This is a genomic window from Planctobacterium marinum (genome assembly GCF_036322805.1).
In the GTDB taxonomy this organism is placed as follows: Bacteria; Pseudomonadota; Gammaproteobacteria; order Enterobacterales; family Alteromonadaceae; genus Planctobacterium; species Planctobacterium marinum_A.
Window position 1 is genome coordinate 3,572,053 of sequence record NZ_AP027272.1, and the last position, 15,926, is coordinate 3,587,978.

The following is a 15,926-nucleotide window of genomic DNA, read 5'->3' on the forward strand; positions in this document are numbered from 1 at the left end:
AAAATTCCTTTACAACACAGGCAGAAGGCGTTGAACCCGAAAAAACTCAATTCAGATTCAACGCTACAGAGTGTTACGACATAAATTTGATACCAATTTTGGCACGTTTACCACTTAAAGCCGAACGATACCCTAAAAGCAGTAGTGACAACAACAGCCACCATAATGTCAGAGAGCCACCAGAGGAGCCGGTTACCTTGACTACTTCAACAGGCTCAGGATTCACGGTAACTGTTACCTGAGATGAAGCTTCAAGTGCACCGTCTGTGATGGTGTAGCTAATAATATCAGTACCACTGAAGCCCGCCTCTGGTGTGTAAGTTATTGTATTGTCGTCGTTCACTACAACACGGCCATTATTTGCTTGCGCTGCAATGACCATTAACGCATCGCCATCAGGATCGGAGTCATTCAATATAACATCAACCGTAACACTCGTTTCGTACTCGGTGACAACACTGTCGGAAGCTGCGACAGGCGATTCATTGCCATCAACAAAAACTGAAACTGTCGCGATAGCAGTTGCGCCATTGGTATCGACAACTTCATAGGTCACAATATCCAGACCACTAAAGCTCAGTTCAGGTGTGTATTGAATCTGATTGTCAGCCAACACAACCACACTACCAGAGTTGGCAACAGCACTGACAACCGAAATCTCATCGCCATCGACGTCAATATCATTTGCCAGCACATCAATCACGATTGGTGTTAAGTTGTCAGTTTCAGCAAAGTCATCTGATGCACCCGGCGCTCGATTACCTCTTATTTCGAGGACAACCTTAGCGTTAGCGCGCCCACCATTGCCATCGCCTATCGCATAACTAATCGTATCTCTACCTGCATACCCTGCCCGCGCAATGTACAACAAACGATCAGACCGAATCTCAACGATACCGATATTCGCTTCAGCACTGCGGATACTCAACTGGTCTCCATCGGCATCGCTGTCGTTTCGCAATACATCAATTTCAACCTCAGAGTTCCATGACATCTGGATATTGTCGTCGGCGGCCACAGGCTTGGTATTGTCACTGATAAATATCGCGACGCCGCCAGGGTCAGCAATTGCAGCATTAGCAGCCCCGTCCTGGTCATTGGGTCCACCGTCATTAATGAGCAGTTGCACACACCAATGGTCAGCGGTTAGTCCGGCTTTATAATTGGCCGCTCCCGGCGGCGGACAATTACCCTCTGCACCAGGGGCAGAAAACACCTTATTATTGTCATTGCTGACAAAGCTGCGCCATAACTCTGTGCTCGGATTATATTTGCGATACACCGCATTTTCTGGAATCGGTTGAGATTGTGGCATAACCACACGCACAACCTGGCCGGCTGTTTGAAGGTCATACAGAACAAAATCAAAGATGCCGCCGACATTTTCGTAATTTCGATCTTCTGGTAAATCATTGGCTAATAACTCTACTCTCTCACCATATTGATTAGTTCGAGATTGACGCGGTGCATTATTATCGACCACGACCTGAACGCCATTTGAATCGTTTTGTGACGCAGTATCTCCTACGCGCATGCACACACCGGGTTCTGATTCCACCAAGAATTGAGATTGTTCCTGAGCCTGCGATGCAATCACATTACAATCATCAATCGCGTCTAAGTAGTCTGGAATACCATCCCCATCACTATCTCCATAACCTTCCTGAGCATCGGGGATTAAGTCACCGTCAGTGTCCTCTGTTTCACTGAGTTCGCTACGACTGGTAACGATTTCAAAAACGACACTCTCGGTAGCGTCTAGAATCGGCTCACCATCGTCATTGACATAGAGCGAGACTTCATAGCGGCCCGTATCCAACACAGAAGGATCAAACTCGAAACTATCTCCTGTTGTACTGAAGATATCGATACCCTCAGCAGTCCAATCCAGTGACAACGAATCTTGTGGGTTAGGATCGGCAACTTCGGCCATGACAATCGTTTGACCTTCGTCCTGCGCCACAACAAAAGTAGGAATGCTATCCTGTAACACTGTCAAAGTAATAGTTGGAGCAATGTTGTCCTCTGAAATGGTGATGGTAGCCGTGCTGTTTGCTCCGATGTTTTGTCCCTCGTCGAGACTGACAATGATTGTCTCGTCTATTTCGATTTCACTATCAATATGCACATCAAAGCTTTCTTTTGCTAACTGCCCTTCGGTAAAGGTAACCGTTCCTGCACCGCCAGTATAATCAACACCATTGCCCTCGGCAGTACCAGATAGAGTATAACTAACCGCATAAGGGTAAGATGGTGCGTCCCCGTTGAGTAAGAACTCCACTTCAACAGTCGTTCCCTCGGCCGTCGCTTCTGCTGAGGCCAGTGAAATAATCGGTAGCACAGTGATCCTCTGCTCTTCTGTAGAGACCGAACCAAAACTATCTTCTGCTTGCCAATACAAGGTATGCACACCCGGTGCAAAGTTCAGATTTGGATCCAGCAGTGTTACTGGCAGTTGATTGCCTTCTGCATCTATTGCGGATGCCGTTCCGGGATTAACCTGAGTAATAAGCCCGGTAGCTTCGACTGTGACATCTTCTGGCACAGTGATTATTGGCGCATTGATATCGGCAACACCACTGATTGTGAGACTCACCCGCGCTGTGTCGTTTTTCGCTTCAGCATCGCGAATGGAATAAGTTAAATTGACAGTACCGATAAAGGTTGTCCCCAAGTTAACCTCGAGTTGATTGTCTGTGATTTGTGCAGTTCCCAAGTTTGCAGACACGCGCTGCAGAGACAACACATCTCCGTTGGTGGCAATATCAGGATCGATATCATTAGCTAGTACATCCAGGGTGTAAATACCAGATTCGAGCTGGTCAAGCGTAATCTCATCATTTACGGCCTCTGGTTTATCATTCACTGCAGTAACATTGACAGTAACAGTGGCTTGTTCAGAGGTTAGTTCTCCATCACTGACGCTATAGTCAAAAGAGTCCACTCCGTTGAAATTGGCCGAGGGATTGTAGACCCAACCTGAGTCAGTTGTATTCAATGTGCCATTCAATGGCGGATTGATAATAGTGAAGGTTAACTCGTCCTGGTTCTCGTCAACAGCATTGGCGATAATAGTCACTGATTTATCTTCGCTAGTACTCACCTCTGAGTTAGTCGCTACAGGCGCTGTATTGCTACTAACAACGCTAATAGCAAAAGACGGCAAACTTGTCTGCTCATTACCATCAGAGACACTCAATTCAATATTGGTATAGTCGCCGACATCCTCTTCCTGAGGTGTACCGGTAATACTTCCTGTTTGCTCATTTAAAGCCAACCAATCCGGTAAGTTGGAAACACTAAAGGTCAGGGCGTCACCGTCTGCATCACTAGCTGAAGGAGAGAATAGATAAACTGTTCCCTGGGTAACAGTTGTGCGTGGCGTACCTGTAATCACTGGCGCAGAGTTTTGAGAAGTAACTTCGATAGTAAACTCGGGCAACGCCACAACATCGTTAACACCGTCGGTCACACGAATAACGATGTCAGTAAACAGTCCGGCATCATCTTTAACTGGTGTTCCACGCAAACGTCCTGAATTAGGATTGAATGAAGCCCAAGAAGGTTTATTTACGATAGAGAAGAGCAAATCGTCGCCATCGACATCGGAGGCAGAAGGCGTGAAACTGTATTGTACTCCACTGGCAGCAGTTGTTGCTGGATTACCTGAAATCGTTGGCGCACTGTTTGATGACAGAACCTCAACAGAAAATGCTGACAAGGACACACTATCCTGCCCGTCGCTCACGGTGATCACAATGTTGCGATAAAGTCCAACATCTGACTGTGCAGGTGTTCCTGCCAATCGGCCAGTAGTAGGATCAAACGATGCCCAGTTTGGTATATTAGCAATACTAAACTGCAATACGTCGTTATTTTCGTCGGTCGCAACAGGCGTGAATTCATACGCGCCACCTGCAGTCACAGAACTTGCCGGAACACCACTTATCTCTGGTGCAATGTTTTCGCAAACCTCACAAACTCGAATACTGAATGCTGGCAGTGATACTGTATTCACGCCATCAGTAACGGATATTATAATACCCGTAAAGGTACCCACATCATTGCTTGCAGGTGAGCCGGTTAGCGCACCATTGGTCGTATCAAAAGCAGCCCAAGTAGGTAAATTATTAATGGAGAAACGCAACTCATCACCGTCCGGATCAGTGGCTTGTGGAGTAAATTGATAGGCCTCACCTACTTGCACCACAACATCAGGAGTACCAAGTAATTCTGGGGCACTGTTGACCAGAACCTCAATATCAAACGCCGGAAGCTCTGCACTGAGTTCGCCGTCAGATACGATAATTTTAACCCCTCCATAAACTCCCGCATCTTCGGTAGAAGGGGTGCCACTTAACACCCCGGTGTTGTTAGCAAAGTTTGCCCAATCAGGACGATTCTCAATACTGAACGTCAAGCTTTCAGAATCAACGTCAGTAACCTGAGGCGCAAAGTTATATGTCTTAAGAACTTTGATACGCGTCGCTGGTACACCAGAAATCAGAGGCGCATCGTTAACGGGTGTAATACTGATTGTTACCGTTGCGATATTGGAATCAAATTCACCATCGTTGGCAACGAAAGTAAAGCTATCGGTCACACCAGAAATATCTTGCTGCGGTGTATATTGGGCAACATTATCAACCAGTTGCAGTACCCCAGAGTTTGTAGTTTCAATGATGCGATAGGTCAGATTATCATTGTCAATATCAGACGCCACTAAGGTAACCTGGATCGTATTATCTTCCGCTACGGTTGCTGTCTGATCTTGGGCAACAGGTGCTGTACCGTCGCTAAATACTTCAATAGTAAAGGCGGAAAGGCTGCTACTAACTTCACCATCTGATACAGAGATAACGATATCAGTGTAAAGTCCAATGTCTTCAGTCAGAGGACTGCCAGACAATCTTCCTGTTTGCGTATCAAAAGAAGACCATAAGGGTTGACCTGAAATCGAAAACAGCAGTTGTTCACTGTCAATATCCGATGCATTAGGTTCGAACAGATACTCACTTCCTGTTGCGACAGAAACTTGAGGTTCTCCTGAAATCTCTGGCGCATCATTCACTGGGGTTATCTCAATGGTCACAGTCGCGATATTTGATTCAAACTGACCATCATTAGCAACGAAGGTGAACGTATCAGTCACACCCGATACATCAGCATTTGGTAGATATGTCACCACAGCACCATTGAGCTGAACTACGCCCGCTGTCGCTGTGGTTACAATGCTGTACTCTAATTCGTTACCTTCAGCATCTGAAGCCGATAATCCGATGTTGATAGCGGTATCCTCAATAGCTGTGACAGTCTGATCCTCGGCCACTGGAGCACTGTTAGTACTGATTACCTCGATGCTGAAGGCTGGCAATTGCGCACTTAACTCTCCGTCAGAAACAGAAATAACGATATCTTCATTAAGCCCGACATCTTGGGCACCGGGTACACCAGACAACACACCAGATTCGACATTGAAATCTGTCCAGCTTGGCTGATTGGCAATAGCGAACACTAAATTATCACTATCAATGTCACTGGCTATTGCACCAAACTGGTATTCGGCACCTTGCAAAACACTAGTATCTGCATCGCCTGAAATAACAGGAGCATCATTGACGGCAACGATACTCAGCACTGCTGTACCTACTGATTCCAGGCTGCCATCACTAACAGAAATGATTAAGCTATCTTCACTATCATCATTAAGTGCCGTCATATACTGTATTGCCTCAACATCAGTGAGCAATGCTGAGATATCGGTTATCGCACCTTGTAATATCAAAGTCGATGATCCGGAACCGGTTATCTGCACCTGGTCAATAGTGCCATCTCCGGCAGCAGCAGAAAGTGCTCCTGAATTAACGGTGAGTGTCATAACAATCGACTGTGCTTGCGAACTTGTCAGAACTAAGTTGCTTAAATCAATATTACTCAGCACATCTTCGGTGACTGATAGTTCACTGGAGAGGCCTTCCAGTACAGGTCCCGTGTTTACAGTAATTTCTTCACTGAGCGCCTGGCTTAAACCATTGCTAGTCACTAAAAGATTAAAGGACTCATCGATTTCACTTTGAGTTTCATAAGTAATTTGTAGGGATTCAAAAGTCACTACTCCCGAATCAAAGTTTAACGTCACTGTATCACTTGAATCATCCAGATCACCTAACCCGGCCAATTGCGCAGAGCCTGATGCATTGGTGACTTGAAGCGCGACTTCTTCGAAGAAATCGGTATCGAGAACCCCTTGGCCATTAACAGCACTTAAGGATGGTGCGGTGGTAAACTGTGTAACCGAACCGGCATTAACCAACAATGGCGCAGGTTGAACATCAAACCTGATGTTAGTTGCAATAACTTGCGAGACAATATTATCCGAAGTGACTGTTTCAAGCGCACCGGAAGATGCCGTCAGCAAGATTAACTCATTGTCTTCTGTCGCTGCGTAGCTCAAGCCGTCGAATGAAGCAATACCCGCAGCAGCCGCCGCGGTATTACCAGTCAGTAGCCCCGGACCTGATACCGATAGTAATATTGCTTCATTAAAATCTGTATCCAGCAAACCATGACGATCGGTTGCGGCAACCAGTGGTGTCACTGCAAACCCATTCCCTGAAACTACCCCTTCAGGTTGCCGGCTATATAATAATTGCGTTGCTTCAATATCCAGGGTTAATGTCACAGGCTGCTGTGTCGTACTGGTACCAATCTGAGACCCTGTTTCAGATACCGATACCTGTACTGTCGGAGTGATAGAGAAGCTAATATTCGAGTTATCAACAAGTGGTGCTGTATCATTAAACCAAGCTTCGAGGTAGAGCTGTATGTTGCTACTACCATTGGCAATATTGATAGTGTCGTCAAAGGATAAAATTCCGTTTGCGTATACCCCGAAATAAGTCGCAATTGTGGTTGCATTGCTTTCATTTACTTCTCGCAGTGAAAATGACATATTGTCGGCGTTAAGGGTTCCTGTCACTGCAAAGTTAATACCGGTGATGACGGTATTGACACCATCACTCCCACTATCATTAATATCAATAACCACAGCGGTTTGAGCCGTGCTCTGACTCAAGGCTTCAGATGTGATGCGAGTAAATGGCACATCAAATGTAAACGACGAGTCCCTGTCAAGAGGAGTAAAAGTCACTGTTACGAGAGAGGAAGCAGAAACGTCTTCACCATCGGAAACTTGCACAGAGATTTGTCGTGCTGTAAACACACTATCAATTGTATTGTTGTTAAAATAGGTAACAGCTTGCAGTAACCTGCTCACTCTGTCGGCATTGGCATTGGCATTCAGGTTAACCACCAAATCATTGCCCACGCCAATCGCATTAACCAAAGTTCCCACAGTAATATTGTCAACTGTAACTGACGCTCCCGCGCTTTTATCCAACAATCCCGACTGCAGACTAATTAAATCATCAGCACTTACACCTCCAGAAGTGACGCTGACTATTAGCTGACCACCATCAAAGTCTGTATCATCAACATCCGACAAAGCAGCGTCATTGTTGGCGTCAATTCGGACAGAACTTGTACCCTGAGTAAAGTTAACAGAGTCACCATTCAAATTGGTGACAACCGGAGCATCGTTCACCGCAGAAACGTTAACACCTATCACCTGTCTTACGAGAGCAGCGCTGCCATCGTTATCATTGACACTCAGAGATATTGCCGTCAAATTTTCACCATTAGCATTCTCTGCCGGTGTATACAGAACAATACCGGTTTCATTGAGGAAGAGGTTGATCTGTGTCGCGGTTCCACTTACCGACAAACCATTGCTCGTTGTGCTTATCGACGATCCCGAAGTAGAGCTATTTAGCAGAGATAAATTCCCTGATGGTACGGTTAACTCAAGATTAAGTAAGGTGCTATCTGCATCTGAAATGGTAAGTGAACTCATATCTAGCGCAAATGAGATATCTTCAGTAACACTAATATCTGTGCTAGCTTTTGACACAACAAGACTGTCTATACCAACAGAGAAAGCACTTTCGACACTCGTCACTGTCATTCCTGTTACGCCATTCCAGCCATCAAAATCTATCTTGCTGCCGACATTGTCTATTGCAAACTTGCTTGCTGGTACAGTAAAGGAAGTACCCGTCCCCCCTAGAGGAGTGAATGTCATAGTCTGTGGTTCGGTTCCAGCAGCAAAGAACAACTGCAAAGAAGCCAGGTTGACTTCCTCACTAAAAGTGACCGACATGTCATTTGTAACGGCACTACCGTTGCTGTACAGCACATTACCTTCTGTGCCGCCAAGTGTTTGCAGATCTGCCACAGTCAAATTACCAGCGTCAAGAGACACTGTCATCGTGATCCCTGATTCAGTCTCGGTGTAAGCAGTTACTGATGGAATAGTACCTCCAGACATATCAAAGCCTATGGATTGACCGTTAATCAACTCAGGAGCGTCGTTAACCGCTGTTATATTGATAGCTACTGTCGCAGCTGCACTAGTTTCAGTGCCATCTGTCACAGTTAATGACAGATTAAATTGACTGTTAGAGTTCGCCAACGGAATCAGAGCAATCGCATTGCTATCGTCCAAAAAGGAGTTAATCTCCGCGGCAGTTCCAGCCAACTGAAGAGTTTGAGTATCGACCTGCGTGACGACCACACCGCTAACACTACCCAGCGGAGATAATATATCGCCTTCGCTGACGACAAAGTTAAGTTGCACCGAATCACCTTCGCTGTCTGAAATTACAACATCTGACAAAGCGAGGTTAGTTTTAGTATCTTCCTGAATCGTGAATTGAGTGGGTAAGTTGGTCACTTCCGGCACAGCGTTTTCCACGATATTCACTGTTATCTGCTGTGTCGTTTCCTCCAAAGCATTCGCACTCGGGATATTATCAATTGCCACCAAGACCTGCTCGGGCTCGTCAGCCAGGGGAGAATCATTAATCGATGTGATAGTAAAGGATGACTCACTATTGCCAGCTGAAATAGTCAGTGCGTTGTTAGTAATTCCGCTAACATTGAAATCATCTCCATTCGTCGCTGTTGAACCTGTAAAGGATAAATTTACAGTAACTGAAGAACTTGCATTCAATGCTTGGCCTTCGGCATTTCTTAAAGCGACAGTTACAGTTGCAGTCTCCTCTTTCTCTTCAATTAATTGTGTAGTGTCAACCAGCAGAATTAGCGCAGGAATAGTATTAAAGTTCAATGCGGTTAATGAACTAATACCGTCATAAGCATTGCCAGCTTCATCGTTCAACAAATCACTACTCATACGGATGGCATAAGACCCACCAGCTTTGAGATTTTCATTCAGATTAATGGTTAATGTTGCGTCAGAGATAGTCGCGCTTCCCTGACCAGAGAGTTCCCCCGCATTTAATGTCAACGTAATGTTTTCAAGCTCTGAATTACTATCCGACAAGCGGATAACTTCCAATGTTCCAGAAGATGAGGAGTTAAAATAGATCGACTCGCTGAATTCAAGTACCAGATCAGTATCAACTTGCACAAGTGTTGAATCATCCGAGGGACTGGAGCTACTCAAAGTTGGCGCGGTCACATCGTAATTTACCGTGTATTGCGTTGCCGCGGTATTGCCGTTTGATGCACTGTCAGTGGCCGCGCTGGCGGCCACATCCAGGGTAACGTTGCCCTCACTACTCGGGGTCACGGTAGCAGTATAAACCGAAGCACTGGTACTGACGAAGTCACTGAGACTGGCATTGGTGGCCGTTATATCGCTCTCGGCAAAGCCGGTGACATCTTCACTGAAGGTGAAAGTGGCGGTAAAAGCGGCATTTTGCGATGTGGTTGGGCCGGTAATATCAATCGTCGGTGCGGTGGTATCATAGTTAACGCTATATTGCGTTGCCGCGGTATTGCCGTTTGATGCACTGTCGGTGGCCACACTGGCAGCCACATCAAGGGTAACGCTGCCATCGGCGGTTGGCGTCACGGTAGCGGTGTAAACCGAAGCACTGGTACTGGCGAAGTCACTGAGACTGGCATTGGTGGCCGTTATATCGCTCTCGGCAAAGCCGGTGACATCTTCACTGAAGGTGAAAGTGGCGGTAAAAGCGGCATTTTGCGATGTGGTTGGGCCGGTAATATCAATCGTCGGTGCGGTAGCGTCATAGTCAACGCTATATTGCGTTGCCGCGGTATTGCCGTTTGATGCACTGTCGGTGGCCACACTGGCAGCCACATCCAGGGTAACGCTGCCATCGGCGGTTGGCGTCACGGTAGCGGTGTAAACCGAAGCACTGGTACTGGCGAAGTCACTGAGACTGGCATTAGTGGCCGTAATATCGCTCTCGACAAAGCCGGTGACATCTTCACTGAAGGTGAAAGTAGCGGTAAAAGCGGCATTTTGCGATGTGGTTGGGCCGGTAATATCAATCGTCGGTGCGGTGGTATCATAGTTAACGCTATATTGCGTTGCCGCGGTATTGCCGTTTGATGCACTGTCGGTGGCCACACTGGCAGCCACATCCAGGGTGACGCTGCCCTCACTACTCGGGGTCACGGTAGCGGTGTAAACCGAAGCGCTGGTACTGGCGAAGTCACTGAGACTGGCATTGGTGGCCGTTATATCGCTCTCGGCAAAGCCGGTGACATCTTCACTGAAGGTGAAAGTGGCGGTAAAAGCGGCATTTTGCGATGTGGTTGGGCCGGTAATATCAATCGTCGGTGCGGTGGTATCATAGTTAACGCTATATTGCGTTGCCGCGGTATTGCCGTTTGATGCACTGTCGGTGGCCGCGCTGGCAGCCACATCAAGGGTAACGCTGCCATCGGCGGTTGGCGTCACGGTAGCGGTGTAAACCGAAGCACTGGTACTGGCGAAGTCACTGAGACTGGCATTGGTGGCCGTTATATCGCTCTCGGCAAAGCCGGTGACATCTTCACTGAAGGTGAAAGTGGCGGTAAAAGCGGCATTTTGCGATGTGGTTGGGCCGGTAATATCAATCGTCGGTGCGGTAGCGTCATAGTCAACGCTATATTGCGTTGCCGCGGTATTGCCGTTTGATGCACTGTCGGTGGCCACACTGGCAGCCACATCCAGGGTAACGCTGCCATCGGCGGTTGGCGTCACGGTAGCGGTGTAAACCGAAGCACTGGTACTGGCGAAGTCACTGAGACTGGCATTAGTGGCCGTAATATCGCTCTCGACAAAGCCGGTGACATCTTCACTGAAGGTGAAAGTAGCGGTAAAAGCGGCATTTTGCGATGTGGTTGGGCCGGTAATATCAATCGTCGGTGCGGTAGCGTCATAGTCAACGCTATATTGCGTTGCCGCGGTATTGCCGTTTGATGCACTGTCGGTGGCCACACTGGCAGCCACATCCAGGGTGACGCTGCCCTCACTACTCGGGGTCACGGTAGCGGTGTAAACCGAAGCGCTGGTACTGGCGAAGTCACTGAGACTGGCATTGGTGGCCGTTATATCGCTCTCGGCAAAGCCGGTGACATCTTCACTGAAGGTGAAAGTGGCGGTAAAAGCGGCATTTTGCGATGTGGTTGGGCCGGTAATATCAATCGTCGGTGCGGTGGTATCATAGTTAACGCTATATTGCGTTGCCGCGGTATTGCCGTTTGATGCACTGTCGGTGGCCGCGCTGGCAGCCACATCAAGGGTAACGCTGCCATCGGCGGTTGGCGTCACGGTAGCGGTGTAAACCGAAGCACTGGTACTGGCGAAGTCACTGAGACTGGCATTGGTGGCCGTTATATCGCTCTCGGCAAAGCCGGTGACATCTTCACTGAAGGTGAAAGTGGCGGTAAAAGCGGCATTTTGCGATGTGGTTGGGCCGGTAATATCAATCGTCGGTGCGGTAGCGTCATAGTCAACGCTATATTGCGTTGCCGCGGTATTGCCGTTTGATGCACTGTCGGTGGCCACACTGGCAGCCACATCCAGGGTAACGCTGCCATCGGCGGTTGGCGTCACGGTAGCGGTGTAAACCGAAGCACTGGTACTGGCGAAGTCACTGAGACTGGCATTAGTGGCCGTAATATCGCTCTCGACAAAGCCGGTGACATCTTCACTGAAGGTGAAAGTAGCGGTAAAAGCGGCATTTTGCGATGTGGTTGGGCCGGTAATATCAATCGTCGGTGCGGTAGCGTCATAGTCAACGCTATATTGCGTTGCCGCGGTATTGCCGTTTGATGCACTGTCGGTGGCCACACTGGCAGCCACATCCAGGGTGACGCTGCCCTCACTACTCGGGGTCACGGTAGCGGTGTAAACCGAAGCGCTGGTACTGGCGAAGTCACTGAGACTGGCATTGGTGGCCGTTATATCGCTCTCGGCAAAGCCGGTGACATCTTCACTGAAGGTGAAAGTGGCGGTAAAAGCGGCATTTTGCGATGTGGTTGGGCCGGTAATATCAATCGTCGGTGCGGTGGTATCATAGTTAACGCTATATTGCGTTGCCGCGGTATTGCCGTTTGATGCACTGTCGGTGGCCACACTGGCAGCCACATCCAGGGTAACGCTGCCATCGGCGGTTGGCGTCACGGTAGCGGTGTAAACCGAAGCGCTGGTAATGGCGAAGTCACTGAGACTGGCATTGGTGGCCGTAATATCGCTCTCGGCAAAGCCGGTGACATCTTCACTGAAGGTGAAAGTGGCGGTAAAAGCGGCATTGATTGAATCAGCAACACTATCAGTGATTGTGACGGTAGGGCTGGTATTATCAACAGAAAAAGTTCCTGAAGGACCTGCGGCTTCAGAAGTTCCACCGCTTTCATGTCTTGCTGTGACAGCCGCAATGGAAATCCCCAAGGTTCCATCACCGCTTATATTCGAAAGAGACACTGTTCGCTCAGTGACACCTGAGCCCGTCACCGAAACGGTTGCATCAGCGGTACCTGTTTTGTTTAAGGTTACGTGGGAAGTCGCCAGATTCACCAGGTCAGCGTTAGAGTAAGTGACTGTGTACGTGATGGGCCCGCCTGAGGTTAAAGATGCACTGGCAGAACTGATGGATAAAGTTGGAGTGACCGTTGAAGGTGTCGCTGAATAATCAATCGTCAGTGTATTAGATTCCGGGTTTTGTACCGAACTATCTACTGCATCAGACACCGCATTAGCCGGCAATGTAACCGTGACGTCACCGTCCGCCGAAGGAGTAATATTAACAGTGTAAGTGTCGCCGCTTCCCGATAGATTGGCGGCCGAACCATTGGTAACAGTGAAATCGCTGGCATCCAATCCATTTACATCGCGACTAAAACTGATGGTAACAGGTATAGGTGAAGTACTCGTAGACGCACCTGCTGTGGTACTGAGCAAAGCGGTTAAGGATTCCACAGTCAAAGTCGCAGAGGATGCCGAGGTAGTAGTATTAATACTATCCACCGTTGCCGATACATCAGAGGTCACACTGATATAGTTACTATCTGTTGCGCCAGCAGGAATGCTGGCCGTCACATCAAATGAACAATTTGCTCCCGGAGCCAGATTACCACCGCTAAAAGACAAATTACTTGGGCCAGTGATAGCGCTGCCCGTGCCACAAGGCTCAGTCGGGAGACTTCCTGTTGAAGTCATCGTAGAAATTACACTAGACAGGTTATGCGAGAATGCAATATTGGATGCTGCAGGAGAGTTGGCATTATTGCTAATAGTGTAGCGAATGATCGAAGATGAATTCGGCAACGTAGGATTAGTCAGATAAGTGTGGGACAACGTTAATCCGGTTACCAGGAAATCTGCAGTTCGTGCCGCCGATGTCAAACTCAAGCCAGATGAATCAGCCGTCATAGTGCTCGTCGTCAGTGTTTTACTTCCAGTTGCAGCAGAAGAAGGGATTGAGATAGGAACGGTAAATGAGCAAGAATTATCGGGAGAGAGGGTTCCTCCAGAAAACGTAAGTGCTCCGGTGCCAGAGAGAGATGAGCCTGAACCACAGATATCGGCTTGATCCCCGCCAGTCATAACCATGCCCGAGATAACACTATCAAGATCTAACGTAAAGCCTACATTAGTTGCATCTGCCGCAGAACTTGCACTGTGGGTAATCGTGAACTCGGCACTGAGGCTACCACCCGGCGCCACTGAATCTGCGGATAATGACATCGAGAACACAGGCGCAGCCTGCACCGACAAGCTGGTTGAAACCGGGCGAAAATACACAGTAGAACCGTTGACGGTTGCGCTCCCTGTACTGGTAGTGAAGGTATAAGACTGCGTAACAGCATCCGTGGGGCTAGTTACCGTAATGGAAAAATTACAGCTTGCCCCCGCGGCCAAACTCGCGCCTGACACTTTAAAAATTGCCGTAGATTCACTACCTGCTGACGAACTTGCCGTTTGTGTGAATGTTGACCCCGAACCACAGGTATTGGCCGCGGGTAATGCACTAATGGTGGCACTTGCCATAACCCCGGCAATATCCATGGTAAACGCACCACTTGATAAGGCATTACTGTTGTCTGTGTTAGTTAAGGTAAATGTCGATGTGAAGGTGTCGCCTGCTGCAATAATGGATGCATCAGTGCTGATGGTGAGTGTGGGTGCCTGAAGCACCTGCAGTGTTGCAGATACAGCAGGCAAAGTCGTCGCAGAGCCCAGTGTTAAGTTTATGGTACTGGTGGTATTGGTGTATGAGCCAGCCGCGGCATTTGCGGGCACTAAAACGGTTATGGAAAACTCACAACTTTCACCAGAGGCGAGGTTAATTCCGGATAGCGACAAGTTGGAAGACCCACTGATAGTGGAGCCAGAACCGCAATACCCCGTCGCGGGTAAAGCTGTTGCCGCTAGTCCTGATAACGTCGCGTTCAAATCATTGGTAAAAGACAAGTCGGTAATGCCATTTTCCCGGTCTGTATTGCGAATACTAAAGTCTAAGGTGATTGTGCTACCCGGCGAACCAAACGAAGAAAACGCCGACGAAACCGTCCCCTTCTCAACAGTTAAAAAGGTTGCCGTAGTTGACAGTGTAAAAGGTACAAAGTTGCCCGTTTCGTAATAAAGTCCAGCTGTGGTTTCATTCTTGTAAGACCCCTCAGTGTCTGAGGTAAGGTCGACACTCGCAGTACAAGTTGTACCCAAGGTCAGGGAGCCGCCAGAGAGGGATATACTAGAAGCACCGCCGTCAAACGTTCCTGTCAGTCCGCTGCAGGTTGTGCTGAAATTGGGTGCATCTGCCAGTACCAATCCGTCAGGGAAGGTGTTGGCAAACTGAAAAGAAAACACATTATTCGCTAACCCTGTACCATCGACTGTGAAAGTCAACGTTGTGACCTGACCAGGTTCAATAGTGCCGGGGCTAAAAGCGGAACTGAGGAACATACCAGAACTATCCACAATCAAATCGGCACTCGCCGCGGTGACGCTGCCCGCTGACGTAGATAAGCTACCCGAAGCCACTGTATGTGTACCTGCGGTTGAACTGGTAATGTCCACCTGCACGGTACAACTGTCATTTCCACCGATACGCGCATCAGAGAAACTCAAGCTACTACCAGACGCAGGTGCACTGAAACTCGCCAATAAACAAGTTGTAGATGCTGCCGCTTGCTGAGCGACTGTCACGCCTGTTGGCAACGAGACAGTAAAGCCGACTTCGGAAACACCTGTACTATTTGCGCTGTTGTCGATTGTAAAAGTAGCGGTTGATACTTCTCCGGGCTTAATTGTGCTGGGAGACAATGACAAGCTAAATGTGGGAGTGCTGGCATAGCTGAGAGGACTAAATAAAGCCAATGCAACAATGATCCAAAGTCCTTTTAAAACGAAAAGGAAGCGAAGCTTTTTAAGTGTGTTCGAAGCCATGTGCGCGTGTTCTAGTTAAGAGTTACTGTTGAATATAGAAAAGTCTGAAAGATATTGCTACAATTTTGAAGTGATTTCTCCATTATTACGCAATTAAATTATAACGACTATAAATATGCGCAAAACCCTTGTTTTATTTCATTTTTTTACCTGTTTGGTA

1 protein-coding gene is annotated in these 15,926 nt (G+C 48.0%); it reads right to left on the reverse strand.

Going from position 1 to position 15,926, the window contains the following annotated elements; all coding sequences use genetic code 11:
- Window positions 1–73: 73 nt before the first annotated feature.
- The gene (locus AABA75_RS15835) at window positions 74–15,766 is read right to left on the reverse strand and encodes an Ig-like domain-containing protein (protein WP_338293653.1); all 15,693 of its coding nucleotides are present in this window, start codon (window positions 15,764–15,766) and stop codon (window positions 74–76) included.
- Window positions 15,767–15,926 lie beyond the last annotated feature (160 nt).

Coding starts and splice junctions, on each gene's coding strand:
- AABA75_RS15835 (WP_338293653.1), bottom strand. CDS start 15,766: ATGGCTTCGAACACACTTAAAAAGCTTCGCTTCCTTTTCGTTTTAAAA.